Source organism: Arthrobacter sp. ISL-48 (assembly GCF_018613805.1).
In the GTDB taxonomy this organism is placed as follows: domain Bacteria; phylum Actinomycetota; class Actinomycetes; order Actinomycetales; family Micrococcaceae; genus Arthrobacter.
On record NZ_JAGGPL010000009.1, the window covers coordinates 60,075 to 85,374 of the forward strand.

At 65.2% G+C, this 25,300-nt stretch carries 23 protein-coding genes and 1 riboswitch; of the genes, 8 read left to right on the plus strand and 15 right to left on the minus strand.

The window, feature by feature from the left end; genetic code table 11:
• Positions 1 to 28: 28 nt before the first annotated feature.
• Positions 29 to 859, minus strand: coding sequence for a hypothetical protein (locus J7E83_RS10880; RefSeq protein WP_214961929.1), 831 nt, complete (start codon positions 857 to 859; stop codon positions 29 to 31).
• 179 nt (positions 860 to 1,038) lie between these two features.
• Between J7E83_RS10880 and J7E83_RS10885 the strand changes: the two genes are divergently transcribed.
• Together J7E83_RS10885 and J7E83_RS10890 are read left to right on the plus strand one after the other, a co-directional pair.
• A complete protein-coding gene (locus J7E83_RS10885; protein WP_214961932.1) occupies positions 1,039 to 2,562 on the plus strand; it encodes a UDP-N-acetylglucosamine 1-carboxyvinyltransferase in 1,524 nt (507 codons plus the stop codon).
• A 140-nt stretch (positions 2,563 to 2,702) separates the two neighbouring features.
• Positions 2,703 to 3,929, plus strand: coding sequence for a glutamate--cysteine ligase (locus J7E83_RS10890; protein ID WP_214961934.1), 1,227 nt, complete (start codon positions 2,703 to 2,705; stop codon positions 3,927 to 3,929).
• Here the strand turns inward: J7E83_RS10890 and J7E83_RS10895 are convergent.
• The 4 genes from J7E83_RS10895 to J7E83_RS10910 form a co-directional block, all read right to left on the minus strand.
• Positions 3,926 to 4,555 (minus strand): hypothetical protein, encoded by a 630-nt coding sequence (locus J7E83_RS10895; RefSeq protein WP_214961936.1) that lies wholly within the window; start codon positions 4,553 to 4,555, stop codon positions 3,926 to 3,928. The genes J7E83_RS10890 and J7E83_RS10895 overlap by 4 nt on opposite strands.
• Before the next feature lie 184 nt (positions 4,556 to 4,739).
• Positions 4,740 to 5,948, minus strand: a complete 1,209-nt coding sequence (locus J7E83_RS10900) for an O-succinylhomoserine sulfhydrylase (RefSeq protein ID WP_214961938.1) — start codon at positions 5,946 to 5,948, stop codon at positions 4,740 to 4,742.
• Positions 5,949 to 6,359 carry a rhodanese-like domain-containing protein gene (locus J7E83_RS10905; protein WP_214961940.1) on the minus strand — a complete coding sequence of 137 codons (411 nt, stop codon included), beginning with the start codon at positions 6,357 to 6,359 and terminating at the stop codon, positions 5,949 to 5,951.
• The gene (locus J7E83_RS10910) at positions 6,356 to 6,613 is read right to left on the minus strand and encodes a DUF1737 domain-containing protein (protein WP_214961942.1); all 258 of its coding nucleotides are present in this window, start codon (positions 6,611 to 6,613) and stop codon (positions 6,356 to 6,358) included. The genes J7E83_RS10905 and J7E83_RS10910 overlap by 4 nt, the downstream gene beginning before the upstream one ends.
• A gap of 13 nt (positions 6,614 to 6,626) precedes the next feature.
• Positions 6,627 to 6,742, minus strand: a riboswitch (SAM riboswitch).
• Positions 6,743 to 6,917: 175 nt separating this feature from the next.
• Between J7E83_RS10910 and opgC the strand changes: the two genes are divergently transcribed.
• Positions 6,918 to 9,422: an OpgC domain-containing protein gene (gene opgC, locus J7E83_RS10915; protein WP_251043750.1), complete on the plus strand. Its 2,505-nt coding sequence runs from the start codon at positions 6,918 to 6,920 to the stop codon at positions 9,420 to 9,422.
• 32 nt (positions 9,423 to 9,454) lie between these two features.
• On the opposite strand, the gene J7E83_RS10920 is transcribed toward opgC, so the two are convergent.
• The 3 genes from J7E83_RS10920 to J7E83_RS10930 all read right to left on the minus strand — a co-directional run bounded on the left by J7E83_RS10920 (position 9,455) and on the right by J7E83_RS10930 (position 11,690).
• A complete protein-coding gene (locus J7E83_RS10920) occupies positions 9,455 to 10,651 on the minus strand; it encodes an acetyl-CoA C-acyltransferase (RefSeq protein WP_214961944.1) in 1,197 nt (398 codons plus the stop codon).
• 25 nt (positions 10,652 to 10,676) lie between these two features.
• On the minus strand, positions 10,677 to 11,297 hold the full coding sequence (locus J7E83_RS10925) for a GNAT family N-acetyltransferase (RefSeq protein WP_251043751.1): 621 nt from the start codon (positions 11,295 to 11,297) through the stop codon (positions 10,677 to 10,679).
• A gap of 138 nt (positions 11,298 to 11,435) precedes the next feature.
• Positions 11,436 to 11,690, minus strand: coding sequence for a hypothetical protein (locus tag J7E83_RS10930; RefSeq protein ID WP_214961946.1), 255 nt, complete (start codon positions 11,688 to 11,690; stop codon positions 11,436 to 11,438).
• Positions 11,691 to 11,995: 305 nt separating this feature from the next.
• Between J7E83_RS10930 and J7E83_RS10935 the strand changes: the two genes are divergently transcribed.
• Positions 11,996 to 12,718, plus strand: a complete 723-nt coding sequence (locus J7E83_RS10935; RefSeq protein ID WP_214961948.1) for a TetR/AcrR family transcriptional regulator C-terminal domain-containing protein — start codon at positions 11,996 to 11,998, stop codon at positions 12,716 to 12,718.
• Positions 12,719 to 12,793: 75 nt separating this feature from the next.
• Here J7E83_RS10935 and J7E83_RS10940 read toward each other — a convergent pair whose 3' ends face one another.
• A complete protein-coding gene (locus tag J7E83_RS10940; RefSeq protein WP_214961950.1) occupies positions 12,794 to 13,837 on the minus strand; it encodes an NAD(P)-dependent alcohol dehydrogenase in 1,044 nt (347 codons plus the stop codon).
• A gap of 161 nt (positions 13,838 to 13,998) precedes the next feature.
• Entirely contained in the window at positions 13,999 to 14,940 is a 942-nt protein-coding gene (locus J7E83_RS10945; RefSeq protein WP_214961951.1) for an aminodeoxychorismate lyase, read from the minus strand.
• 95 nt (positions 14,941 to 15,035) lie between these two features.
• Here J7E83_RS10945 and cls point away from each other — a divergent pair, with 95 nt between their 5' ends.
• Positions 15,036 to 16,508 (plus strand): cardiolipin synthase, encoded by a 1,473-nt coding sequence (gene cls, locus J7E83_RS10950; protein WP_214962246.1) that lies wholly within the window; start codon positions 15,036 to 15,038, stop codon positions 16,506 to 16,508.
• Between the two features lie 3 nt (positions 16,509 to 16,511).
• Here cls and J7E83_RS10955 read toward each other — a convergent pair whose 3' ends face one another.
• The 5 genes from J7E83_RS10955 to J7E83_RS10975 form a co-directional block, all read right to left on the minus strand.
• The gene (locus J7E83_RS10955) at positions 16,512 to 18,611 is read right to left on the minus strand and encodes a chorismate-binding protein (RefSeq protein WP_214961953.1); all 2,100 of its coding nucleotides are present in this window, start codon (positions 18,609 to 18,611) and stop codon (positions 16,512 to 16,514) included.
• A 41-nt stretch (positions 18,612 to 18,652) separates the two neighbouring features.
• Positions 18,653 to 19,192, minus strand: coding sequence for a low molecular weight protein-tyrosine-phosphatase (locus J7E83_RS10960; protein ID WP_214961955.1), 540 nt, complete (start codon positions 19,190 to 19,192; stop codon positions 18,653 to 18,655).
• Between the two features lie 116 nt (positions 19,193 to 19,308).
• Complete coding sequence (locus tag J7E83_RS10965; protein WP_214961957.1) at positions 19,309 to 19,932, minus strand: LysE family transporter; 624 nt, start codon at positions 19,930 to 19,932, stop codon at positions 19,309 to 19,311.
• A 42-nt stretch (positions 19,933 to 19,974) separates the two neighbouring features.
• Complete coding sequence (locus J7E83_RS10970) at positions 19,975 to 20,793, minus strand: methyltransferase domain-containing protein (RefSeq protein ID WP_214961959.1); 819 nt, start codon at positions 20,791 to 20,793, stop codon at positions 19,975 to 19,977.
• A gap of 204 nt (positions 20,794 to 20,997) precedes the next feature.
• Positions 20,998 to 21,927, minus strand: a complete 930-nt coding sequence (locus tag J7E83_RS10975; protein ID WP_214961961.1) for an NAD-dependent epimerase/dehydratase family protein — start codon at positions 21,925 to 21,927, stop codon at positions 20,998 to 21,000.
• Positions 21,928 to 22,076: 149 nt separating this feature from the next.
• On the opposite strand from J7E83_RS10975, the gene J7E83_RS10980 reads away from it, so the two are divergent.
• The 3 genes from J7E83_RS10980 (at position 22,077) to J7E83_RS10990 (ending at position 25,298) form a co-directional block, all read left to right on the plus strand.
• Complete coding sequence (locus J7E83_RS10980; protein WP_214961963.1) at positions 22,077 to 22,781, plus strand: TetR/AcrR family transcriptional regulator; 705 nt, start codon at positions 22,077 to 22,079, stop codon at positions 22,779 to 22,781.
• A 181-nt stretch (positions 22,782 to 22,962) separates the two neighbouring features.
• Positions 22,963 to 24,294: an extracellular solute-binding protein gene (locus J7E83_RS10985; protein ID WP_214961965.1), complete on the plus strand. Its 1,332-nt coding sequence runs from the start codon at positions 22,963 to 22,965 to the stop codon at positions 24,292 to 24,294.
• Positions 24,295 to 24,326: 32 nt separating this feature from the next.
• Positions 24,327 to 25,298, plus strand: a complete 972-nt coding sequence (locus J7E83_RS10990; protein WP_214961967.1) for a carbohydrate ABC transporter permease — start codon at positions 24,327 to 24,329, stop codon at positions 25,296 to 25,298.
• The last annotated feature ends 2 nt before the right edge of the window (positions 25,299 to 25,300 follow it).

Below are 25,300 nucleotides of genomic sequence, written 5' to 3' on the forward strand. Positions count from 1 at the left end.
GTGGGCCGCTGCCCGTCCAGGCACGGACTCAGGCGCAGGAGTGGTCGTAATCGAATCCCCTGGACACAAACTGAGCCAGAGTGACCTTTCCTCCGCCGGTGAGTGGGGCGTTGGAGCAGTTGGTTTTGGCTCCCGAAGCCGTGCGGGCACCGGCGAGCCAGCTGGGCAGCGAGTACAGGCTGCTGGAACTGCCGACCGTGCCCACTATCTGGCCCCACTGGTAGCTGGTGGAGTAGATTCCCACGTCCGCCTGGATGCTGTGGAAGAAGTCAGTCATGCCTTCCAGGACAGCCCGGTTGGCGTTCCGGTTAGTGGACCAGCTGTTGCCGGTCTCCACGTCGAGCCACCACAGGTACTCCGAGGGGGTGCTGATGCCGCGGATGTACGCGTCGTCATATGCCTTCGCATAGCCGTACATGTAGGAGCAGGCCTCGCCGACGTCGGGGGACTTGCAGGTGCCGTAGGGGTTGTGGACGCTTGTGCCTGCAGGATACTCGTTGCTGGTGGGCCACCAGGTGCCCGCCGTTCCCGGATTGGCGGTGTTGACGTAAAGGGCCACTTTTGGCTGGCTTGCCACCGCCCCTGACGAAGTGCCCGCCCACTCTAGCTGCCGCGCCAGGCAGGGGTTGGTGGTGTTGGCCAGGCCGTTGTTCACGCCCACGATGGCGAAGGCCTGGCCGCTGGGGAGGGTCTTATTGCACTGCGGCCAGGACACGTCGTTGCCCAGCAGCGACTGCGTACCCTCTCCCGGCGACGGGGCGGCGCTGGCCGGCGTGGCCAGGACCAAGCCGAGTACGGTGATGAGCAGGCCCAGCAGACGGGTCGAAGCGTGCCCTGTTCCGATCAGTCTTCTGGGCATGGTGGCCTCCCTTGTCCGGCCCGGCGGGACCGGTATTTCAGTGTCCCGCGAGGTGGGCGGCGCGGTCAAGGACCCCGATGGCGCATGCAACTATCGCACCAGGCGGGTAGGGTGTGAGCTTGAACGCCATAACTATGAAAATTGCTGCCGGAATAGCTCATTTGTGATATTTTTTTGTCATGACTCAGGAAACTGCCGAATACATCGCCGCCACGCTCCGCGATGCCCGGAACGAGAAAGGCTGGACCCAGGGCCAGCTGGCTGCTGAGCTTGGAACAAGCCAAAGCGCCATCGCCCGGATGGAGCAGGGCAAGCAGAACCTGAGCCTCAAGATGATCCAGCGCCTCGAAACCATCTTTGGCCGCAGCATCGTCAACGTGGGCAAACCCCTGATGACTCACCTGCGGGTTGAAGGGGGCCGGACCCTCTCAGGAGCCGTGGACGTCAACAGCAGCAAGAACGCCGGTGTGGCCCTGCTGTGCGCCAGCCTGATCAATCGGGGCACCACCGTACTGCGCCGGCTCGCCAGGATTGAGGAAGTCAACAGGATCGTCGAGGTGCTCAGCAGCATCGGCGTCGAATGCACGTGGCTCAATGACACAGACCTCCAGCTCCGCCGCCCGGCGGTCCTCAACCTTGAAGCAATGGATGTGGAGGCTGCCCGCCGCACCCGGAGCGTCATCATGCTCCTCGGTCCACTCCTGGACCAGTCCGCCGAATACCGCCTTCCCTATGCCGGTGGATGCGATCTGGGGACCAGGACGGTGGAACCCCATATGCAGGCGCTGCGGCAGTTCGGGCTCGCGGTGGAGGCAACGGCCGGCTTCTACACTGTGCAGGCACCCGCCGAAGATGACCAGAACCGGTCCTTCGTGCTTACCGAGCGCGGGGATACCGTCACAGAAAACGCCATCATGGCTGCGGCGCACCGGCGCGGAACCACCGTCATCCGCAACGCAAGCCCCAACTACATGGTCCAGGACCTGTGCTTCTACCTTCAGATGCTGGGTGTCGGCATCGACGGCGTGGGCACCACCACGCTGAAGATCAGCGGGAAGCCGCTCATCGACGTCGACATTGAATATTTCCCTTCCGAGGACCCCATCGAGGCGATGAGCCTCATCACCGCCGGTATCGTCACCGACTCCGAAGTGACCATCCGCCGGGTCCCCATCGAGTTCATGGAGATCGAACTGGCAACGCTGGAGCAGATGGGCCAGCAGCTCGAGATTTCCGGCGAGTACATGGCGCGAAACGGCCGCACCCGGCTGGTGGACGTGACCACCAAGCCCTCAGAGCTGCGCGCCCCGGAGGACAAGATCCATCCCATGCCGTTCCCCGGCCTGAACATCGACAACTTGCCGTTCTTCGCCGTGATCGCCGCCAATGCGGAGGGCCAGACCATGATCCACGACTGGGTCTACGAGAACCGGGCCATCTACCTGACTGAACTGAACAGGCTCGGTGCCCAGGTGCAGCTGCTGGATCCACACCGGATCTACGTCAACGGTCCCACCAAGTGGCGCGCCGCCGAGGTGGGATGCCCCCCGGCCCTCCGCCCGGCCGCCTGCCTGCTGCTGGCCATGCTCGCTGCTCGCGGTGTGTCCGAGCTGCGCAACATCTACGTGATCGAGCGGGGCTACGAGGACCTGGCCGAACGGCTCAACACCATCGGCGCCAAAATCGAGTACTTCCAGGACTGATTCTTCGAAGGCTGACCCGGCGCGAACTGGCAGGTAATTACCCTTCCGAGCGGATTTGAGGGCGTTATCTGCCCGTTCGCGCTTCGTCATGATCAGCCGTGCCCCGGCATATCCCTGCCCGCTTGAAGCACAATATAAGCATGCGAACATTCGGCGTGGAGGAAGAACTCCTGATCGTTGATCCGGAGTCGGGGGAACCGCTTGCGCTTGCGGACGCCCTGCTCTCCGGACGGCGCCTTGCGGCCGATGATTCCCCCGAAGATCCGCACACGCTGGAGACCCAGGATAAATCCGCGTTCGACGACGAGATGGGCTTGAGTGCCGAGCTGAAGCTTGAGCAGATTGAGACCCAGACCCGCCCTTGCCTGGATTACGGCGAGCTGCTGCGGCAGATCCGGGCTGGCCGCCTGCTCGCCGACCAGGCCGCCCGCAGGAATGGCGCCAGGGTGGCCGCACTCGCCACCTCACCGCTCGCCTCCACGACCCACACCACACCTGACCCGCGGTATGCCCGCATGCTGGAGCGCTTCGGCCTGACCGCGCAGGAGCAGCTGACCTGCGGATTCCATGTACACACCAACGTCGAGTCGGCTGACGAGGGCGTGGCCGTGCTGGACAGGATCCGCGACAAGCTCGCAGTCCTCACCGCGCTCAGCGCCAACTCACCCTTCTGGAACGGGATGGAGACAGGCTTCGAAAGTTACCGGACGCAGGCCTGGAACAGGTGGCCGACGTCGGGCCCGTCCGGTGTCTTCGGGACGTATTCGGCGTACAGGCGTGTGGTGACGCGGCTGCTGGACAGCGGTGTGATGCTGGACGAAGGCATGATCTACTTCGACGCCCGCCTGTCCAGGAACCACCCGACAGTCGAGGTCAGGGTGGCCGACGTCTGTCTCCGGGCGGAGGACGCGGCCCTGATTGCTGTGCTGGTACGGGCAATGGTGGAATCTGCAAGCCGGGAATGGCACGACGGCGTGGAGCCAGCCCCGGTGCCAACGGTGCTCCTGCGGATGGCCGCGTGGCAGGCCAGCAGCAGCGGAATGGGCGGTGAGCTGCTGGACTTCGGAACTTTCCGGCCCGCGCCCGCTGCCGACGTGGTGCGTTCGCTCGTTGACTACCTGGAGCCGGTACTCGAGGAGCAGGGTGAACTGGGCCTGGCCCGGGACGGCGTTGAGGAGATCATTGCCCGCGGCACCGGCTCTGCGGAACAGCGCCGCGTCCGCGAGACAGTTGCGGAGAAAACCGCGCCCGACGACGCCGGGCTGGGTTCCGTCGTCGGCCATGCAATCGAGGCGACCATGAGGGGGGCGTCGGGGCTTCCCAAAGTGGACGCCGTGCCGGAACTGCTACGGGTGCGCCAGTCCTAAACTGAAAGCGCCCCCTGCCCATCGTCGGATTCCACAGCTGCCGCCGCCGGTTCCTCGTAGCGCATCAGCTGGAGGCCCACAGCAGTTTCCACCAGATAAAAGACGAACGGCGGGAGGTCCTTGGTGGCAACAAGGATCCCGCCGAGTATGGGAGCACTTATGGCAGCTGTTATGCCCGTCCACGGTTTCAGAGGGGAGAGCAGCAGCCCTCCACCCAGCGCGGCCAGGCCGCCGATCTGAAGGCCTGTATAGCTGAGGAACCGCCAGCCCGACCCCCTGCGGTAGGCGAACTTCTCCAGATCTGCAGCACGGTCTGCCACCATGGCCACGAAGAGGGGCGCCCCCGCGAGCATGGCTCCGGCGGCGCAGGCAGCCAAGGTCTTCGCGGGCCCTGACCGGACCGCGAGGGCGAATCGGACGAAACCGACGGGCGCTCCCACGGTGCCTGCCGCCGCCAGGAACTGCCCGGCGATCCAGAGCCTGCGCCAGCGTTGGAGCATTGCCAGCCTGGCCGCCGCGTCCTGGGTGGCATGCACCTGCCCGACAAACGAAATCCCGAGTCCCCAGCAGCAGCTCGCCGCGACGATCACTGTTCCTGCCCTGCGGTATGGCCTGGTTCCGTTCATTGCCTGTTTCCTTGCATGGCTGGCTCCTGGTCCGGAGGATGCGTTGGCCCAGCAGCATCGCGTTGGTGACCATGAAGCTACGCCGCAGCGGAGCTGCGGTCAACAGCCTGCGCGGTAAACGCCGTTGCCGGAGCAGCAGTGCCTGGGCAGCTCGACATCCAGCGGGGGGACGAAGCGCAGCTGGTCAGACCTGCTTGAGCGCCTGTTCCAGGTCCCTGATCAGATCGTCAGCGTCCTCAAGGCCCACGGACAGCCGCACCACGCCGTCCGTCAGCCCGATGGCCGCGCGGCCTTCCGGTCCCATGGCGCGGTGGGTGGTGGTGGCAGGATGGGTGATGAGGGACTTCGCGTCGCCGAGGTTGTTCGAGATGTCGATGATGCGCAGGGCATCCAGCAACGCGAAGGCGGCGTCCTTGCCGGAGCGGCTGCCCGTCGTCGCAAGTTCCAAGGTGAGCACTGTGCCACCGGCCTTCATCTGCTTCGCCGCGAGGTCATACTGTGGGTGCGATTTCAGCAGTGGGTACCTGACCCAGCTCACGGCGGGCTGTTGTTCCAGCCATTCTGCAAGCCGCAGCGCAGTGGCGGAGGAGTGGTTGACGCGCAGGGCCATGGTTTCCAGGCCCTTGGTCAGCACCCAGGCGTTGAATGCGGACAGGGACGGTCCGGTGTGCCGCATGAGCTGCTTGACCGGACCGTCAATGAATTCCTTGGTGCCCAAAATGGCACCGCCCATAACCCGGCCCTGGCCGTCGATGTGCTTCGTACCGGAGTAGACAATGACGTCGGCGCCTAACTGGCCGCAGCGCTGCAGCAGGGGGGTGGCAAAAACGTTGTCGACGACGACGGTCGCACCGGCGGCGTGCGCCAGCTCACTGACAGCGGCGATGTCCACGATTTCCTGCATCGGGTTGGACGGAGATTCGAAGAAGACCGCCGTGGTGGGCTCCGCCAGGGCGGAACGCCACTGCTCCAGGTCCGGTCCGTCAACAAACACGGTCTCCACGCCCCAGCGTGGAAGGATCTCGTTCAGGATCACAAAGCAGGAGCCGAAGAGCGAGCGTGCGGCCACCACCCGGTCCCCGGCTGCCAGCAGGGCTCCCAGGGCGGTGAAGACGGCGGACATTCCGGACGCCGTCGCAAAGCACGCTTCGGTTCCCTCGAGCAGCCGGAGCCGCTCCTGGAAGGTGGCCACCGAGGGGTTGCCGTAGCGGGAGTAGACAAACCGCTCGTCCTCGCCGGTGAAGGCCCGCTCAGCTGCGGCAGCGGATTCGTAGACGAATCCGGAGTTCAGGAAGACGGGCTCGGTTGTCTCCTGGAAGTTGGTTCGGTCCAGGCCGCCACGGACTGCCTGCGTGTCGGGGCTCCAGCCGGCGGCATCTTCGTTGAAGGTCACTTAGTTCTTCCCCAGGTTGGTAGGCAGGCCGCGGTTCTTCCAGCCGTTGACGGTGCGCTCGCCATATCGGTCCGGCTCGCCCTCGAAGCCCTCCAGGACGTTGTAGGACGTGAACCCGGCCTGCGTGGCTGCAATGGCGGCGGCCACGGATCGGGCTCCGGAACGGCAGAGGAACACCAGTTCGGTGCTGGAGTCTTCCGGCGCCTGCTGCGTCAAGTCGGAAATGAATTGGGGGTTGGGGATGCCGCCCGGAAACGTCCACTGGATGAAGAGGGGATCGTTGTCCGTGGCCTTGGTGTCCGGGATGCCGATGTGCGCCCACTCACCTTCCGTGCGGACGTCCACCAGGATGGCACCCTCCTGGAGCTTGGTCCAGGCTTCGTGCGGGGTGAGGTCTCCGGCGTAGCTCATGCGTGGCCCTCGCCGTCGAACTCAAGGTCTTCCACAGCGGTGGCGACGGCGGCATCCGCACTGGCGACGGCCGCCGGGAGGATCAGGGCCTGCGCCACGATGACGCTGCTGCCGTTGAAGGTTGCGGCCGGGCTGCCGTGCAGCACATAGCCTTCGCCAAGGGCGCTCGAGATCCTCTCACAGAAGGCGCGGTCATCGGGCCCTGTGATCAGTCGGTACGACAGCTTTTCTTCGGGGGCAGGTGCCTCAGACACGGGGGATCTCCTTCTTTCACGCTTGCAGCTCGAATGGTTCGATATGCCGAGTATTCACCTGAGGCACCCCGCCGCGAAAGGGAGGGTTGCCGACCGGCCAGTCAGGGCTTGGCGCCGGTTCTCATTACTGCTCAAAAACGTAACACTTGGCACGCCGCCCCGCACCGCCGTCGTCGTCATGTTCCGTAACCAACCGTCATGGCTGCAACCAGGGTGATGTGCGGGGCTACAGGGACCCAGGGAGATATGGTCGTGGCAGGGGCACCGTCCCGTCGCCAGCGCATTGCCATCTTTGGGGGTCCTCATGAGCATGCCATCACCGGCGCCGCCGCCGAACCGTGCGCAGTCCACTTTTCAGGCACGCCCGGTCCAGACGGACCCGGCCGGCTTACGCCGACTCGCTTGCTCGCTTGTGCTCACCTTGTTCCTTGCCGTTCTGGCGGTACTGCTGCCTGCGGGTTCCGCCCGCGCCGCCGAGAACCTCACGGAGGATGGAGAGCCTCTTCTGGGCGCCGTCCTGGATTGGGGCGAGGATTCGGCGGCAGGGTTCGCCGAGCGGCTCGGAGCCCCGCCGGCTGTGTTCGGCCATGAGATCTCCATCCCCTTCCGTGCCTCCGAAGAGCCGAACGTCCGGCAGTTCCTGGGGCAGGCAGCAGCCCAGGGATCCCACGCCCTGCTGACGGTGACGCCTACCGACCCGCTCGAGCAAATCGACGCCGCGGCGGCCAGTGAATTTACTGCCGCGGTCACCAGGATTTCCGCAGGATTCCGCGGCAAGCTATTGATCCGTTTCGCCCCTGACATGAACGCGAGCTGGGTTGACTGGGGGCAGCAGCCTGCCGCCTACCGCTCGGCCTTCCGAGCCGTGGCAGCTGAATTCAGGCAGTCTGACGACGATGGGACGGTGATGGTCTGGGAGCCATACCTTGGGCGGGACTACCCTTTTGAACGAAGCCGCAGGGCGCCCGCCCCCGGAAGCGACGGTTTTGCGCTGCTGGACACCAACGGCGACGGTAACTGGGACCGGTCCGACGGCGCGTACGCCCCGTACTACCCGGGGGACGACGCCGTCGAATGGGTGGGCCTGACGGCAGTTCACGATGACACAGCCGGCAAAGCCGCGGTCAACACTGTGCCGGCGGCCGGGGAACTGCCCGGAATGTTGACGGCTTCGGGCAATGAGGACTTTTACGCGGACTACGTGCAACAACGGGACAAGCCACTCTTGTTGCAGACGGCGGCCTTCTATAGCCCGTCCGCAGGCGGCGTAGCGGAGACAGAGATCAAGGGCGCATGGTGGGAGCAGGTTCTCGAAACGGCAACGTCCGCGCGCTTTGAAAAGACCGCCGCGGTGGTGTGGGACGAGCGGACCAGCACCATGGACGCGGGCGTGGCCAGTATCGACTGGACCATCACCGGGACGCCGGACGTGGCGGCTATCCGTGCCCGGCTGGAAGCGTCCGCGCTGGTGACGGCGCCGGTGACGCCTGTGGACGCCGCACGCCCTTACAACCAGCCCAACACGCTGACCGGCGCCGCGGTCTGGAGCGTCGGGGCAGCCCTGCTGATAGTCCTTGCTCTGCTGTGGCAGGTTCCCCGCAAGGTGCCGGCCGTTGCCTCATGGGGATACCGGGACGAGTCAGCCAGGGACTCAAGGGTGGATTTCCTCCGCGGCCTCGCCATCGTATTTGTCGTGGTGAACCATCTGGGTATGACATCCCTCTTTCAGCTCCTGACCCAGGAAACGATCGGATTTGTCTCCGGCGCGGAACTGTTTGTCCTCTTTTCCGGCCTGGTGGTGGGCATGGTCTACGGTCCAAGAGTGGCCGATGACTTCGGCACGGTGGTGGACCTGACGTCACGGCGGGCCGCGAAGCTTTACATGGTCGCGCTGGTGGTGCTGCTGGGGGTTTTCCTGGTCTCCCTCCTGCCGATCGTCCATGTTGACGCACTCACCACCTATTTGGACCAGGGCACCGGCGAAGCGGGACACGGCAGCGCCGGGCGAACCTACAATTTGTACGCCGGCATGGAATCGCTGTTCCAGTTCCCGGTGCCGGCCCAGGTCGTTCCCGGCATCTTCCTGCTGCAGTTCGGACCCTGGCAGTTCAACGTCATGGGCCTCTACGTGATCCTGCTGCTGCTCAGTCCCCTTGTCCTTGCGGCGCTGAACCGAGGCAAGACCTTGTGGGTCCTCGCGGCAACACTGATGCTCTACGCCGTGGGCACTGTGACAAGGGCGCGGCTCCTGCCGTCACAGTTCGAGGATTCGTTTCCGCTGCTGGTGTGGCAAGTGCTCTTCGTGATCGGGCTTGTGGCAGGCTTCCATCAGCGAAGCGTTGTGGCATGGTTCTCGCAGCACACCCGGGTGGTGGCCGCATGCACGCTGGCCACTGTGGCTTTCGCGTTTCTTTCCTGGGGAAACCCCTATCTGACCAACGGGTTCGATGCCCGGCTCGCCATCATCCCCGATACCCTTTACCGGACCTTGTACGACGGCTACTTTGCCCGCACCTACCTGGCACCGGGGCGCCTGGTGAACGTGTTGGTGCTGGTGGTCGGCTACTATGCGTTCCTGACGGCGTACTGGAGGCCGGTGAAAAGTGCGCTGGGCTGGTTCTTCATCCCGCTGGGCAGGGCGACGCTGTACGTCTTCATCCTCCATGTGGTCCTGATCGCCGTCGTGGCGAACGTCCCTGCGCTGCGCCAGGGCAACGTGCTCCTCAATAGCGCCGCGTGCGTGGTTGTCCTGTGCCTGTTGTGGGTGATGGTGAGGATGCGTTTCCTTTTCCGCATCATCCCAAGGTGACCGCCGAAGGGGGGCCGGTGCCCACGGAAGGATCAGGCCTTGAGGATGAGGGCTTCGCCTTGCCCGCCGCCGCCACAGAGGGCTACAACGCCGGTGCCGCCGCCGCGCCGCTTGAGCGCCAGCGCCTGATGCAGCACCAGCCGTGCCCCGGAAGCGCCCACCGGGTGGCCCAGGGCAATGGCGCCGCCCTCCGCGTTGATCCTGTCGGCGGAGATTCCGAGGTCTTTGGCTGACTGGATGATCACGGAGGCGAAGGCTTCGTTGATCTCGATCAGGTCCAGGTCCGCCACCGCAATTCCCTCCGCCGCCAGGGCCCGTTCGATGGCCCGTGACGGCTGGGAGTGCAGCGAACCGTCCGGCCCCGCCGTCTGGGCGTGGCTGCGGACCTCGGCAATCCAGCTGAGTCCGGCCAGCTGGGCTGCCGCCTTGCTGGCAACGACGACGGCGGCCGCGCCGTCGGAGAGCGGTGAGGCCGAACCTGCGGTGATGGTGGCTGACTCCGCCGCGGAGAAGGCAGGCTTGAGCGCTGCCAGTGCTTCCGCCGTCGTGCCCGTCCTGATGCCCTCATCCGAATTCACCAGCAGCGCCTGGCCACGCCGCTGCGGTATCTCAACGGGCGCTATCTCGTCCGCCAACAACCCGGCGGACCGCGCCGCTTCGGCGCGCTGGTGGGACCGTGCGGCAACCTCGTCCTGGGCTGCACGGCTGATCCCGCGCTCGGCGTTGCCCGCATCGGTTGCGGCGCCCTGCAGAACGCCTGAAACGGGGTCCCGGAGGGCATCCCAATTCAGGGAATCCAGCAGAGGGGCATCGCCGATGGTCACACCGCTGCGCAGCCGCTGGAGCAGATGCGGCGCGTTGCTCATGGATTCCTGGCCCGCGGCGACGATGAAATCCGCTTCACCCGCGAGGATCATCCGGGCAGCGTCGATCACGGCCGTGAGCCCGGAGAGACAGAGCTTGTTGATAGTGACGGCAGGAACGTCCCAGCCGATGCCCGCGGCGAGGCTTGCCTGGCGTGCCGGGCCCTGACCGGCACCTGCCTGGATGACCTGGCCTACGATTACCGCCTGGACCTGTTCTGCGGCCACACCCGTGCGTTCCAGCGCGCTGCGGATGGCATGGGCGCCCAGTTCGGTGGAGGACAACTGGGCGAGGCTGCCGCGGAAGCGCCCGAAAGGAGTGCGGGCGCCGCCGAGGATGACGGCGGTGCGGGCGTCGTTGCCCATGGTGTGTGCCTTTCCGTGGATGGGTTCAGGTGGCAGGGGCAGGTGCCCCGTGGAGGATGAGCTGGTGGAGTAGGTGATCCTGCCAGCTGCCCGCGATTTTCAGGTAGTACGGGGCAATACCGATTTCCTGGAACCCGGCTCGCTGGAGGATTTTTCTCGACGCCCTGTTGCGGATCAGGGTGGCCGCCTGGATCCGGTGAAGGCCCAGTTCCGCGCGGGCATGGTCAACGGCGAATTTCACCGCTGCCGAACCGATTCCCTGGCCGGTGAAGTCCCGGTCCACCCAGTACCCCAGATTGGCGCTGAGGAAGGGGCCGCGGACAATGCCGGTCAGCGTGATGGCGCCGATGATGCGGTCCGCGGCCAGCAGGATCCAGGGCATCTCCTGCCCGACCGCATGCTGGGCGAGCTTGCTGTGGATGATGTTCAGCTGGTGCCAGGGCGTGAAGAATTTCTCGTCCCTGGACGGCTCCCACGGAGCCAGATGTTCCCGGTTCCGGACATACGCCTCGCTCAAGCGGGCGGCATCGTCCCGGTGGAGCAGCCGCACGTGCGTGCCGTTGGCCAGGAGCGAGGGCTGTTTGTCGAGCATCGACTTAGGGGTACTCGCGCCGGTACTCCAGGGCTGACCGGTGGATTGAGTCATGGTTCACAGCCTATCGAGGCTGATTGCTCCATGGGACAAATCTGCTGCACTGGGTGCGGCGAAGGGCGGGCACAAGCCCGCCCTTCGTCGGACGCCCAGCCTGCAGTCACTGCTTTTCAGCGATGCAGGACCTGCACGCTAGACCAGGCCGGGGTAGCTGGCAAGGATGTAGTCGGCAGCGGCAGGGCCTCTCATGCGAAGCCCGTTCTGGCCGGGATCGATGCGCTTCTGCATGGCAGCCCAGAAAGTGGTTTCCGTGCGGGGTGCCCGCTGGTTCAGCAGACACCAGCTGGTGTAGAGGCCGTACAGGGGGTCGCGGTCCAGCGTGAAATCAGACTCGCGGTCACAGTGGGTTGCTTCTTTAAGGAACGTGTCGAACTGCGAATGTGCCATGGGAGGCTCACTTTCGCCGGGTGCGTTTTGGGCCGCCGTTCGGCTACAGCAGCTGATCCTGAACGCCATGCACGGGGCGTCCAAGGGGGTTGTCCGGGACCGTTCAAGCACATTCGATCCCGTTGGGATGGTGGTACGGCTGGTGGATCCCCGGCCGGCAACTCGGTCCCTCTTCTGAAACCCGTGTCAACACCTTCTCTACACTGTAGACTTTACGCGTAGACTACGTGATAGGCAAGCTCTCCCTATCGTCCTGGGGATCTTCCCCAAACGCAGAGGCGCCCTACAACACAGGATGGATTCATATGCCCTCCCCGAAGAATTCGGATGCCGAAGCCGCCGCTGAAAAGACACGTCTCAGCAGGCAGGTTGTGCTGGCCGCCGCACTGGAGCTAGTGGACGCCGAAGGCCTTGACGCCCTTACTATGAGGCGCCTCGGGCAGCAACTGAACCGGGACCCCATGAGCCTGTACCGCTATGCCGCCAACCGGGCCGCGCTGCTGGACGGAGTATCGGAACTGGTTTTCGACGAACTCTCCATCCATCCCAAAGATCCGGACTGGCAGGCCCAGCTTCGCTACATTGCACACGACCTGCGCCTGCTGGCGCTGCGGCACCCCAACGTGGTGCCTCTGCTCGTCACCAGGCCTCTGTCCACGCCGCTGGGCTTGCGCCCCCTGGGTACGCTGCGGCCCCTTGAGCAGATCCTGTCGCTCCTGATTGACGCCGGGTTTGCACCAGCGGACGCGCTCCACATGTACCGGGCCTACTACGGATTCCTGTATGGGCACATCCTGAACGAACTCCAGGAGTTCATCGTGGATCCGGACGAAAACGAAGCGCTTCTCCGTCTCGGCCTTCACCGTCTCCCGCCAAAAGACTTTCCGCAGTTACGCGCGCTGGGTCCCGTCCTTGCAGACTACGACGGTGCAGCCGAACTGGACCAGGGAATTGACATCCTGCTCTCAGGCTTGGCGGCCCACCTCTCGCGGGTGCCGGAATCAACCCGCGAGCCAGCACAAGGCTGAGCCAACGCCCCCACTCCTTTTGCTGCCCTGCAGCTGAAGGTCCCTGAGACCTCCGCGTGCAGGGCAGCTAAGTGCTCAGTTCAGCGTGGACGCGTCAATCACGAACCGGTAGCGGACATCCGATGCCAGGACCCGCTCGTAGGCATCGTTGATCTTGCTGGCCGGGATGACCTCGATCTCGGAGCCGATGTTGTGCTCGGCGCAGAAGTCCAGCATCTCCTGGGTTTCACGAATGCCGCCGATGGCGGAGCCTGCGAAGGACCGGCGTCCGCCGATGAGCGCGAACGCGTTGACGGGGAGCGGCTCGGCCGGGGCGCCCACGTTCACCAGGGAGCCGTCGAGGCTCAGCAGCTGCAGGTACGAGCTGATGTCGATGGAGGCGCTGACGGTGTTGATGATCAGGTCGAAGCTGCCGGCCAGGGTCTCGAAAGTGCCGGCGTCGCTCGTGGCGTAGTAGTGGTCGGCGCCGAGGCGCAGGCCATCTTCCTGCTTCTTGAGTGACTGGGACAGGACAGTGACCTCGGCACCCATGGCGTGCGCGAGCTTGACGGCCATGTGGCCCAGTCCGCCGAGGCCGACGACGGCGACCTTCTTGCCGGGGCCCGCTCCCCAATGACGCAGCGGGGAGTAAGTGGTGATGCCGGCGCACAGGAGGGGAGCGGCGACGTCGAGGTCCACGCCGTCCGGGATCCGCACGACGAAGTCTTCGGTTACGACGACATGGGTGGAATAGCCGCCCTGGGTGATGGTGCCGTCGCGGTCCACGGCGCCGTACGTGCCGGTCATTCCGTTGAGGCAGTACTGTTCTTCGCCTTTGAGGCAGTTGGCGCATTCCCGGCATGAGTTGACCATGCAGCCGACTCCGACCCGGTCACCCACGGCGTGCCGGGTGACTTCGGAACCGACCTCGGCGACGATACCGGCGATTTCGTGTCCGGGTGCGAGCGGGTACTGTTGCGGGCCCCAGTCGCCACGGACGGTGTGGATGTCCGAGTGGCAGATGCCGGCGAACCTGATCTCGATCAGTACGTCATGCGGGCCGACGTCGCGGCGCTCGATGGTTGTGGGGACGAGGTCCCCGGTGGCGGACGGTGCAGCGTAAGCGTTGGCGGTGAACATACTTCTCCCGTGGTTGATGACTGCGGTACCTCTCAAGACAACCGCGTTCTGTAATCGCGTGGAAGGCCCTCCTGGTACAGGTACTGGCAGGGCCTCCCAAAGGAGCCTAGTGCGTTTTAGGATGCCGCGCCGGACCAGTTCATGCGGTAAGAAGCAGTGGGCTACTGAATCCCGGCGAACAGTTCGCTCAGTTCGGCGGTGAGCTGTTTCTGGATGGCGGGTGTGCCGATTTCCTTGCCGTCGATGTGGTTGACCGGCGCCAGCAGCCGGATGCTCGAAATCAGCCACACGGCGTCGGCTTCCAGCAGGTCCTGCGGTTCCAGCGGACCGTAGCCGAGTTCCCAGCCCGCCGTCTTTGCGGCAGCGAAGAGCGCACCCTGGGATGTTCCGGGGAGGATTCCGCTGTCCAGCCGGGGCGTGACAAGCCGCCGGGTCGTGCGGACGCCGCCAGCGCCGTCGTCGGACTTTTCCACGTGGGCAAGCAGCACCGTCGAGGTGGGGCCCTCGAGGACGCGGCCGTCGGATGAAGTGAAAATGACATCGTCAGCGCCCTGCTTGTGTGCGTAGCGCAGGGCGGCCATGTTCACTGCATAGGACAGCGTCTTGGCGCCCATCAGCAGCCAGGGGGCCCGCTCAGCCACACCGCTGTCATGGCCGCGGTCCAGGAGGATGACGTCGATGCCTGTCTCGCGCTGCCGCCGTCCGACAGCACCTACCGGGGACACCTGAACCCAGCACGTGGGGGAGCCTGCGCCCTCCACACCGCGGGTGACCACCAGCTTCACCACCAGTTCGTCATCGGCGGGGGAAGGAGCGGGGTGCTGCGACCGGTGTTCCGCGACACCCGTTTCGATGGACCGGCGCCACAGGTCCTCTCCCGGGATGTCCAGATCGAGGGCCTGCGCGGAGCTGACCAGTCGGTCCAGGTGCGCCTGGAGCTTCCGGACCGCCCCGCCCACCGCGAGCATGGATTCGAAGACTCCGTCGCCCCTTGTCGCGCCCTGGTCCGTGGCCATCAGCTGGGGCTTGGAGGCATCGGCCACCCGGCCGTTCTGGAACGCTGGGTCAAGGAAAACGAGCACCACGGGGGCAGCAGAAGTCATGGCTCCAGCTTAGTGCGGCTGCCCGCCGATAAGCTGTGGTCATTGCCCTGGCTGGAAACCGTCTGCAGGGCGCTCAATCCGGGGGTTGTCGAGTGTTGTGGCCATTTTCCCTTGCGGGGACGTCGCCGGCGTGGCTTGTGGTGCTGCTGAGCATCGCAGACTTCGTCATCAGGGTCCTGGCCGTGGGCATCATTCCCGGCAACAGGCGCCCCACAACTGCCATGGCGTGGTTGCTGGGCATTTTCTTCGTGCCGTTCCTTGGCTTGGTCCTCTTCCTGTTGTTCGGCAACTTCAAACTGTCCAGCCGCCGCCGCCAGCAGCAGGAGCAGGTCAACGAAAGGGTGCGTGCGGGCATCTCCTCGCTTTCCGACGTCGAAAGTGGATACCCGGGCCCTGAATGGGTGACGTCCGCAGCGGAGCTGAACCGCCGGCTCGGTTCACTTCCGATGGTGGATGGCAACTCCGTGGACCTCATCCCGGGGTACCCGGACTCCCTCGTGGCCATGACGCAGGCTGTGCGCAAGGCCAAGAAGTTCGTCAACGCCGAGTTCTACATCATGAGCACGGACCACATCACTGACGATCTGCTCACGGCCATGGAGGAGGCGGCGGAACGCGGCGTGGAAGTCAGGGTCCTCTTCGACCACATCGGCACGCTCCGGGTCAGGGGTTACCGCAATCTCCTCAAGCGATTGCGAGCCGGCAAGATCCAGTGGAAGCGCATGCTCCCGCTGCTCCCCATCCACGGCCAGTGGCGGCGTCCCGACCTGCGCAACCACCGCAAGATCATGGTGATCGACGGCGAACTCGCCTTCACCGGCTCCCAGAACCTGATTGAGCCGTCCTACAACAACCCCAAGCACCGCAAGGCAGGCCGCGAATGGGTGGAGCTCATGGCATGCCTGCGAGGGCCGATCGTCACCACGCTGAACGTGGTCTTCGCCACCGACTGGCTCAGCGAGACCGACGAATCCCTTGAGCACCAGCTGCAGCTGCCCTCCAACCCGGAACCCGGCACGGTGACCGCCCAAGTGGTGCCAAGCGGCCCCGGGTTCATCACCGAAAACAACCTGCGGCTGTTCAATACGCTGATCTACTCCGCCCAGCACCGCGTCTCCATCTGCAGCCCATACTTCGTACCCGACGACTCCCTGCTCTATGCCATCACTACCGCTGCCCAGCGCGGGGTGGACGTGGAACTGTTTGTCTCCGAGAAGGGCGACCAGTTCCTGGTTCACCACGCCCAGCGCTCCTACTACGAGGCCCTGCTGGAGGCCGGAGTCCGGATCTACCTCTACAAAGCACCGTTCGTGCTGCACGCCAAGCACTTCACCATCGACGACGAAGTGGCGGTCCTCGGCTCCAGCAACATGGACATGCGATCCTTCTCATTGAACATGGAAGTCTCCGTGATGCTCCTTGGTGCTGACATCGTGAACAACATGCGCGCCGTGGAAAACACGTACCGGGACATCTCGCACGAGCTCAGGCTCGAGGACTGGCTCAAGCGGCCGCTCGGGGCCAGGTACGTAGACAACGTGGCGCGGCTGACGGCAACAGTCCAGTAAGCCTCAGACCCCGGGGAACTCCGCACCCAATGCGGAGAGGACACCGAAGGCCTTGATCCGGATCTCCTCGTACTCCTCGTCCGGCACGGAGTCGGAGGTGATGGCGCCGCCGACGCCGAGAGTCAGTTCCGCCATCGCCCCGCCGCTGCTGCCGTCCCCGGCGTCCGCCGTGATCACCAGCGTCCGGATAGCCACGGCCAGGTCCGTTGCCCCGTTCAGTGAAAAGTAGCCGATCGCCCCGGAATAGATCCCCCGGGGAGCACCTTCCAGCCGGTCCAGGATGGCCATGGTGCTGATCTTGGGCGCGCCGGTCATTGACCCCGCGGGGAAGCACGCCGCCACTGCCTCTGCCCGCGGCGACCCCGGAAGCAGCCGGGCATCGATGGTGCTCACCAGTTGGTGCACGGTGGCGTAGCTTTCGATCTCGCACAGCCGGCTCACAGTGACTGATCCCGGCACCGCAAAATGGCTAAGGTCGTTCCGCAGCAGGTCAACGATCATGATGTTCTCGGCGCGGTCTTTAAGCGACGTTGCCAGGTCGTGCCGGAGCTGCGCGTCACGGACCGGATCGGCAGCACGGCGGCGGGTGCCCTTGATCGGCTCGGCCCGCATGCCGCCGTCGGACGTTATCTTGAGGAAGCGCTCCGGCGACGTGCTGGCCACTGTGAGCCCCCCGAACCGCAGGTAGCTGGCGAACGGGGCAGGATTCCTCCGCCGCAGCGCCAGGTACGTCCCCCAGGGCGGTGCCGCCGCGGCCGGCAGCCGGGCGGAGAGCGTGGTGGTGAGGCAGATTTCGTACGAGTTCCCCTCGCCGATTTCGTGCTGTGCCGCGGCGATTTTCGCTTTGTAGGCCTGCTCGGTATCGCGGCTGCTGAACGCCATCTGGCCCGGAAGGACGACGGCGGTGCTGCCGCCGGCTTGGGGAGCCCGCTCGTCGGGGGCTGCCTCTGCGCTGAAGGTCGGTGCTGCTGCCACCGCCTCGCGGGACGAGGAGAGCCAGTTTTCCGCGTCGGGGGAATCCAGCGCCAGGAGCCAGACGGTCCCCTCCGCGTGGTCCAGAACCACCGCCCGTCCGGCGAAGATCAGGGCGGCATCAGGAGTAGGCGCGGAAACGTCGGTCCCGCCGGTTTCCCGCTTGAGCTCGTAGCCCAGGGTGCCGAGCCAGCCCAAGGTGAAATCACCGGGATAGCCCTCGGGGGTGCGGACTGCCTTGCGGCCCCAGACAGTGTCCAGCCAGCGGAAGAAGGGGCCGGTCACCTTGGCCGTGGCCGAGCCGGCAGCGATGATGCTTTCGCCCGAACGGTGGGTGACCGCCTGGCCGAACATGCCGCCGTCGTCCGCGAGGATGCTAAAGCGGCTGCGTTCCGTGGAGGGCGACTCCCCGGCAGGAGGCGAGGCGGCGTTGGAGGAGTCAAGCCAGACGGCATTGGCTGAACTGCCGTAAAGCCTCTCGAACAGGCGGGCGGCATCAGGCCGCACCTCCAGCCGCTCGGCCCGGAGGTTGAGGCCACGCCGGGCGGAAAGTTCCGGGGCCAGGGCCGGTGCCAGCACGGGCAGGTAGGGGAGCAGTTGGAGGACATCGGCCGGGGCGGAACCGTCCGCGCGGTTCAGAACCCGGATGTCTGCCCGGCGTGGCACATCATCCCCGGCGAGCCACGCGTCTTCCTGCTCGGCCCACTGGTCCCAGAACGGCTCATAGGTGCCGCCGTCGCGGTTCAGTGCCCGGGTCCGGCGTATGTCCTCCGGCGAGTCGGCCCAGACTACGGCGCTCAGCAGCGGCTGGGCTTCCGCCGCGGCGGCACCCACGCCTTCGACGATCACAATCTCCGCGGGCATCGTGACCCGGGTGTCGCCGTCGTAGTGTTTCTCCCAATCCCAGCTGGTCCAGATCGCCTGCTCGCCGCGGCTCAGGGGCTTGAGCACGGTGGAAACGTAACGCTCGATGCCCGCCGTGAGCCCGTTCCAGCCCGGGTAGATGTCCTCGAGGTGGAAAAGCGAGACCTTGTGATGGCCCCGCAGGCGGGCGGCCAGCTCGATGGCCAGAGTGGTTTTTCCTGCGCCGGACCGCCCGTCGATGGCGATGATCACAGGTGCGGGGGTCATGAATTAGAGCGTACCTGCTGCTGGTTCTGCCGCTGGTTTTGCTACTGAGTCTGCCGCTGGCGCGGCACCGCCTGCGGGAGGGCGGACCGGACGTGCTTGATGATGCCTGGCAGGGCGCCGTGGATCTGCTGCCAGACGGCGTCGAAATCTGCCTGGCCGCCGTACCACGGGTCCTCGATGCCCTGGTCCAGGGGGTCAAAACCCGCAACCTCCGGATCAAAGCTCCGGAGCATGCGTACCTTGTCCATGGATTGCTGGTCAGGGGCGGCTTCGCGCAGCCAGGCGTAGTGGTCCACGTCCAGGGCGAGGATGAGATTGCGCTCGCGGAACCAGCTGGCATGCCATTCCCTGGCGACGTGCCGGTCTGAACCGATTTTTGTGGTACCGAGCCGGCGTGCGGCCCTTGGATCGATGGGCCGTCCCGCTTCGTAGCCGGTGGTACCAGCGGAGTCCACTGTCACCTCTCCGTCCAGCCCTTCCGCCTCAAGCGCCGCTGCCAACATCAACGCTGCCATGGGGGAGCGGCAGATGTTTCCGGTGCATACGGCGATGATCCGGTATGGGCTCGACGATGAGTTCATGGGCTAAGCATGCGCGACTGCGGACCGGCTTGGCTAGCTGCATTTCATGAACTATTGGTGATTCGTAAAATGTCTTGTGGAATCCGTTCTATGGCGCTTTATGGGGGCGCGCTTCCTCAGTGGATCAGGGCCAGCAGGATGCCCACCGCGACGAACAGCACCCCGAAAATCCGGCTGAGGACCTTCTGCCCCCGGGCGTTGCGGGTGAAGCGCTGGAAGGACTTGGCGGCCAGGGCGATGAAGAACCACATAACCACCACGTCGATCACCACCACCGTGGCCGTCAGCACCACGTACTGGGGAAGGAGCGCCTGCTCCGGGCGGATGAACTGCGGCATGAACGCCAGGAAGAACACAATCGCCTTGGGATTGAGCAGGTTGACCCAAAAGCCTCGCCGGAACATGGCTCCGGCGGGTTCGTTGCGGAGGGCCGCGTCCCTCTCTTGGTCTACGTCAGGCTTGCTCAGGAACTGCCGGATGCCCAGGTACACCAGGTAGGCCGCACCGGCATAGCGGATCCCGTTGAAGGCCACGGGGGAGCTCGACACCAGCACGCCCACTCCCAGCGCCACGATCATCACGTGGATGACGAGGGCCGCCTGTTGGCCCAGGATGCCCCATATGGAGCGCCGGAAACCTGTGGTCAGCGAGTTGCTCATCGTGTTGATGGCGCCCGCACCCGGGGTGAAGCTGACCAGGACGCCGGCGCCCGCCAGGGCCAGCCATAGGGAGAATTGCACTCGCCAAGTTTAGTGCGGGTTCACCACAGCGTTGCCACTGGCTCACGCGCGGGCGATGATCTCCCCGTTGGGGATCAGGAACCAGCCGTCGTCGGTGGATCCCCAGCGGTGCCAGCCGGCCGAGATGCGGGTGAGGTCGGCGGGGTTGGCGAAGCCGTACTCCAGGGCCTGCTCCGCGAAGGCCGAGTGCAGCACCCGTTCACCCCAGACCCGGGCCTGCCAGCGACGCTGCTGGCCTGTGGCGTAGAGCCAGTTGCTGCTGGTGGGGGCGACGTCGGTGAACCCTGCGGCCTGGGCCCAGGACACCAGGCGGCGGCCGGCATCGGGTTCGGCCCCGTTGCGCCGGGCGATCCGCTGGTACAGCTCCATCCACTCGTCCAGTTCGGGAATGGCCGGATACCAGGTCATGCCGTGGAAATCGGCGTCGCGCACGGCCACAATCCCGCCAGCCTTGGCCACGCGGCGCATTTCGCGCAACGCCTCCACCGGGTCCGTCAGGTGCTGGAGCACCTGGTGCGCATGGACGACGTCGAAGGTTTCATCCTCGAAATCGAGGTCGTAGATGTTGCCCGCCAGGAACTCCGCGTTGGCCACACCCCGCTCGGCGGCGAGGGCTGTGGCCTGGGCGATGATGTCCGGCGACCGGTCCAGCCCCGTCACCTTTCCCGGCGCCACGAGTCCGGCGAAATCGCACGTGATGCTGCCCGGCCCGCAGCCGACGTCGAGCACTACCGCCCCCGGTGCGAGGTACGGAATCACAAAAGCCGCGGAGTTCTCGGCCGTCCTGGACGCATGGGCGCGGACCACTGATTCGTGGTGGCCGTGCGTATACACGTCGTCTCCAGGCTGCTGCGCACTCATAACCAAACGCTACCGCCCTGGTGCCCCTAATGGGAGGAAGCTCGGCCGGGCCGTAGCGGCCGCCAGGCCGCATAAGCGGCGTCATGCCTCACGGTGTCACACCGGGCATGCTTTTGGGCGGGGTTGAAGGGTTTGCCCGCGGGTTTCCGGGGTCGCGCCCCATCTGCGCGTCCATAACTCTGCTCTGCGTGACGCTCCGCGGCGTCATGCCTGGGCGCGCCACCACCCAACCGTGGCTGCTGCGGCCTCGGGAAGGGGCGTCGGCCTCAGGCCCAGGGCCGATTCACTGGCAGCGGAGTCCATGATGAACGGCTTCTCGAACTGGTACAGCATCTCGGCCAGTTCCCGGACGTCCGTGGAGAACAGCCCGGTGGCCCGGAGTGCCCAGCCTGGTATGGCCCTCACCGACGGTGTGCTTACGCCAGCGGCTTCGGCGAAAGCACCCGAGAGCCCGTGTTGGGTGATCGCCGGTCCGGTGGGGGCGTGCCAGACCTTGTTCCACAGTTCCGGTGTCCGCGCCGCCCTGATCATGGCGGCAGCCAGGTCAGGCACATAGGTGAAGGAGTGCGGCTGCTGTGTGCTGCCGATTACGCTCAGCTTGCTGCCGCGAAGGATGGCAGGGACCATGCGTTCGCCGGCATGTGATGTCCGCACCCGGGGTCCAAAGAAATCGCCGGCCACCACGCTGACTGTATCCGTTTCCGACTCCTCCCGGGCGTGGAGCAGCAGGGTCCGGACACCGCGCTTGCCGCCGCGGGCGGTCCGCGGGGAGTCCTCGGTCATCACCTTGTCCGGGTCGCTATACGAATAGAGGCTTTCGGGAAAGACGACGACGGCGCCCGCCTTGCCCGCCGCTCTCAGTACCATCTGCTCCGCCTCCGGCAACTCCGCCTGCCAGGCCGAGGCGCGGTAGGCGGAGCCGTGGATGCAGTGGTAGACGGCGCTAGCGCCTGACAAGAGCCGTCCCATCCGGGCCGAGTTCCGGGCGTCCGCCGCAACCCGTTCGATGAGCGGATGCTCCGGCCCGCTGCCGGAGCGGGTGAGGACTCGGACACGATGTCCCTGTTCCGCGAGTTGTTCCGACACCGTCCAACCGACTGGTCCAGCTCCGGTTATTACGTGCAGTTCTGGCATCGTGTGCTCCTTGAAATTTCATTTGGGCGGGACTGGGTTCGATAGCGAGAGCGGTGCTCTCTGTTTTCAGAATGGACCGCTTCAAAGCGGCTGTCAAGAGCATTGCTCTCAAAAGTTGACACCGCTCTGCTTTCTGGCAGGGTGGAAGCATGAACCCACAGACGCCCCGCGAGCGCGCCAGGGCCCAGACGATCGCGGACATCATCCGGCTGGGGCGCCAACAATTGGTAAACCATGGGGCCGCGGCTCTCTCGCTTCGGGCTGTTGCCCGCGACCTCGGTGTGGTCTCGTCAGCCGTCTACCGGTACGTGGCAAACCGAGACGAGCTGCTGACGCTCCTGCTCGTCGATGCCTATGACGAGTTGGGCGATGAGGTGGATGCCGCCGTCGTATCTGTGCCTGAGGATGACCATGCCGGCCGCTTTGCCGCCCTGGCCCGGGCCGTTAGGAGGTGGGCCCTGCGTGAACCGGCGCGCTATTCGCTGCTGTTCGGCAGTCCGGTGCCTGGTTATCAGGCCCCTGCCGAGCGGACCACGGAGCCTGGCACCCGCGTGATCTACGCCATCACGGGGATCCTCGATGCCAGCTACCGCGCAGGCGCGATGGCCGCCGGGCCGGAGGCTGCCGTGCCTCTTCCTTCGGCCCTCTCCGCTGATCTGGAGGCGATCCGGAGTGAGCTGGGGCTGGCCATCCCCAATGGACTGCTGGCCCGGGGTGCACTGGTGTGGACTTCACTCTTCGGTGCCGTCAGCTTTGAGGTTTTTGGGCAGTATGGTGCGGACACTTTTGCAGCGCGGGATGAACTGTACGAGCACCACCTGCAGGTCCTGCAGGCTCTGGCTGGACTGGTCTGAGCACTTGCGAAGTCGCGCCCCGCTCGTGTGACAATGCTTGTGAACGCTAACAAATACTCCTTGCTCTTGGATTTACAACGATGTACAGTCGGGTGCAGCCAAGGGTTGCGCTGACCGGCTTCCGGTCATTTCCGGCCCTGGCGGCTGACGTTTTTGTCTCGCTACGTCCAAAGGAGTGACGGTGAAGCAACAGGATTCCGGCAGTACCAACTTGAACCGAAGGCAATTGCTGCTAGGCGGCGGAGCTCTGTTTGGCGGGCTGGCCTTGGGAGCGGGGCTGACCGGATGCGGAGGGGCAGCGCAGGCGGCCGCCAATGACATCCGCTTCTGGCACCTGCTCTCCGGCGGCGACGGCATCAAGATGCAGTCCATGATCGACAGGGTCAATGCCGAACAGGCGGCGTTTAAGGTCAAGCCCACTGTGCTCGCATGGGGTGCACCGTATTACACCAAACTGGCCATGGCCTCGGCCGGCGGACGGCCGCCCGAGGTGGCCATAATGCACGCCGCCAGGGTGCCAGGCTACGCTCCCGGCGGGCTCCTGGATGCCTGGGACTTGAACCTGCTGGCGGAGTTCGGCGTGCGTCCGGAGGACTTCAGCCCGAGGATCTGGGAGAAGAGTCAGTTCAACGGTCAGGTGTATTCGCTGGCGCTGGACTCGCACCCCTTCGTGATGCTTTACAACACCGAGGTGGCCGGTAAAGCCGGCGTGCTCAGAACGGATGGACGGCTGACGGATATCAACTCGCCGGCCCAGTTCCTGGAAGTCAGCCGGGAACTGCAGCGCGTCACTGGCAAGCACGGCCTCTCCTACGGATACCTTGGCGACGGGGCCCAGATGTGGAGGCTCTTCTATACCCTGTACCGCCAGCACGGGGCCGATTTCGTCCTGGATCCCGGCAAGCCCGCCCAGGTGGAGCGGGACGTGGCCATTGACTGCCTCGAGTTCATCAAATCGCTGCTGGACAACACCATCGCCACGAAAAGCGGCGACGGCGGCACCGCCGTTGCGGAGTTCGCCAGCCAGGGCTCGGGAATCCTTTTTACGGGGGTGTGGGAGCTGCCGACCATGAAGACGGCGGGTATTCCGCTCGGAGCGGCCACCATCCCCACACTGTTCGGGACCCCGGCCGCGTTCGCCGATTCGCATTCGTTCGTGCTGCCGCATCAGGCCGCGGCGGACGAGACCAAGCGCCGCGGGGTGTACGAGTTCGTGGCCTCGATGCTCAAGGGTTCCCTCAGCTGGGCCGAGGCCGGCCACATCCCGGCGTTCCAGCCGGTGGTCCGATCCAGTGAGTACGCCGCCCTGAAACCGCAGGCCGACTACGCCCACGCCGCAGACATCATCAATTACGACCCAGAGGCCTGGTTTACCGGTTCGGGGTCCGATTTTCAGAGCTACTTTGCCGAGAACGTCCAGAACGTCTTCCTCGGCCGGGACAAGGCCACGGCCGGTTGGGATGCCTTTATTTCACGCATCAACACCGTCCTCGCCATGCCGAACCCCGTCTGACCGCCGAACACGACTGTGACAAAGGAGTCCCTATGAGCACCGTACGCATTCCTGCGCCGACCGGAGAACCAGCCCCTGCAGCACCGCCCGCGAAAACATCGCCGGGCAAAAGGTCCACCGCCAGGCTGGCCCGGCCGCGAAGCCGGCGCGACAACATCCACGGCTGGGCGTTCTCGGCCCCGTTCCTGGCCTTCTTCCTGATGTTCCTGGTCTGGCCGATGATTTCCGGCGCCTATATGAGCCTGACCGGAAAATCCCTGACCGGCGCCAACAGTGGGTTCATCGGCCTGGCCAACTACGCTGAGGCGTTCGGCGACTCCGACATGTGGCGGTCGCTGGGCAATACCCTCTATTTCACCCTGATCAGCACCGTGCCGCTGGTGGTGATCGCCCTGGCGCTGGCAGCCCTCGTGAACATGGGGCTGCCTGCGCAGTGGCTCTGGCGTCTGTCCTTCTTCTCGCCGTTCCTGCTCGCCTCCACGGTGGTCTCGCTCTTCTTTGCCTGGATGTACAACCCGGAGCTCGGACTGTTCAACGATGTCCTCGTGAAACTGGGGATCCCGCCGGTGGCGTGGCTGAACGATCCGGCGGTGGCGATGTGGGCCGTCGTGATTGCGACGGTCTGGTGGACGGTGGGATTCAACTTCCTGTTGTACCTGGCCGCGCTGCAGAACATCCCGCAGCAGCACTATGAGGCGGCCTCGCTCGACGGCGCCGGGGGCTGGCGTCAGTTCTTCTCCATCAGCCTGCCCCAGCTTGGTCCCACTACGGTCATGATCGTTATCCTGCAGATTCTCGCGTCCCTGAAGGTCTTCGACCAGATCTACCAGATAACCGCAGGCGGTCCGGGGGGTGCCACCCGGTCCATCGTGCAGTACATCTTCGAGGCCGGATTCACGGGCTATCGGCTGGGCTATTCTGCGGCCATCTCCTATATCTTCTTCGGCCTGATCCTGTTCATCGCCCTGGTCCAGGTATTCATCACACGGAAACGGAGCGCCTAGCC

Excerpts from the sequence above, each read along its gene's own strand:
- J7E83_RS10880 (WP_214961929.1), bottom strand. The coding sequence starts at position 859 with ATGCCCAGAAGACTGATCGGAACAGGGCACGCTTCGACCCGTCTGCTG.
- J7E83_RS10885 (WP_214961932.1), top strand. The coding sequence starts at position 1,039 with ATGACTCAGGAAACTGCCGAATACATCGCCGCCACGCTCCGCGATGCC.
- J7E83_RS10890 (WP_214961934.1), top strand. The coding sequence starts at position 2,703 with ATGCGAACATTCGGCGTGGAGGAAGAACTCCTGATCGTTGATCCGGAG.
- J7E83_RS10895 (WP_214961936.1), bottom strand. The coding sequence starts at position 4,555 with ATGAACGGAACCAGGCCATACCGCAGGGCAGGAACAGTGATCGTCGCG.
- J7E83_RS10905 (WP_214961940.1), bottom strand. The coding sequence starts at position 6,359 with ATGAGCTACGCCGGAGACCTCACCCCGCACGAAGCCTGGACCAAGCTC.
- opgC (WP_251043750.1), top strand. The coding sequence starts at position 6,918 with ATGAGCATGCCATCACCGGCGCCGCCGCCGAACCGTGCGCAGTCCACT.
- J7E83_RS10920 (WP_214961944.1), bottom strand. The coding sequence starts at position 10,651 with ATGGGCAACGACGCCCGCACCGCCGTCATCCTCGGCGGCGCCCGCACT.
- J7E83_RS10925 (WP_251043751.1), bottom strand. The coding sequence starts at position 11,297 with ATGACTCAATCCACCGGTCAGCCCTGGAGTACCGGCGCGAGTACCCCT.
- J7E83_RS10930 (WP_214961946.1), bottom strand. The coding sequence starts at position 11,690 with ATGGCACATTCGCAGTTCGACACGTTCCTTAAAGAAGCAACCCACTGT.
- J7E83_RS10935 (WP_214961948.1), top strand. The coding sequence starts at position 11,996 with ATGCCCTCCCCGAAGAATTCGGATGCCGAAGCCGCCGCTGAAAAGACA.
- J7E83_RS10940 (WP_214961950.1), bottom strand. The coding sequence starts at position 13,837 with ATGTTCACCGCCAACGCTTACGCTGCACCGTCCGCCACCGGGGACCTC.
- J7E83_RS10945 (WP_214961951.1), bottom strand. The coding sequence starts at position 14,940 with ATGACTTCTGCTGCCCCCGTGGTGCTCGTTTTCCTTGACCCAGCGTTC.
- J7E83_RS10955 (WP_214961953.1), bottom strand. The coding sequence starts at position 18,611 with ATGACCCCCGCACCTGTGATCATCGCCATCGACGGGCGGTCCGGCGCA.
- J7E83_RS10960 (WP_214961955.1), bottom strand. The coding sequence starts at position 19,192 with ATGAACTCATCGTCGAGCCCATACCGGATCATCGCCGTATGCACCGGA.
- J7E83_RS10970 (WP_214961959.1), bottom strand. The coding sequence starts at position 20,793 with ATGAGTGCGCAGCAGCCTGGAGACGACGTGTATACGCACGGCCACCAC.
- J7E83_RS10975 (WP_214961961.1), bottom strand. The coding sequence starts at position 21,927 with ATGCCAGAACTGCACGTAATAACCGGAGCTGGACCAGTCGGTTGGACG.
- J7E83_RS10980 (WP_214961963.1), top strand. The coding sequence starts at position 22,077 with ATGAACCCACAGACGCCCCGCGAGCGCGCCAGGGCCCAGACGATCGCG.
- J7E83_RS10990 (WP_214961967.1), top strand. The coding sequence starts at position 24,327 with ATGAGCACCGTACGCATTCCTGCGCCGACCGGAGAACCAGCCCCTGCA.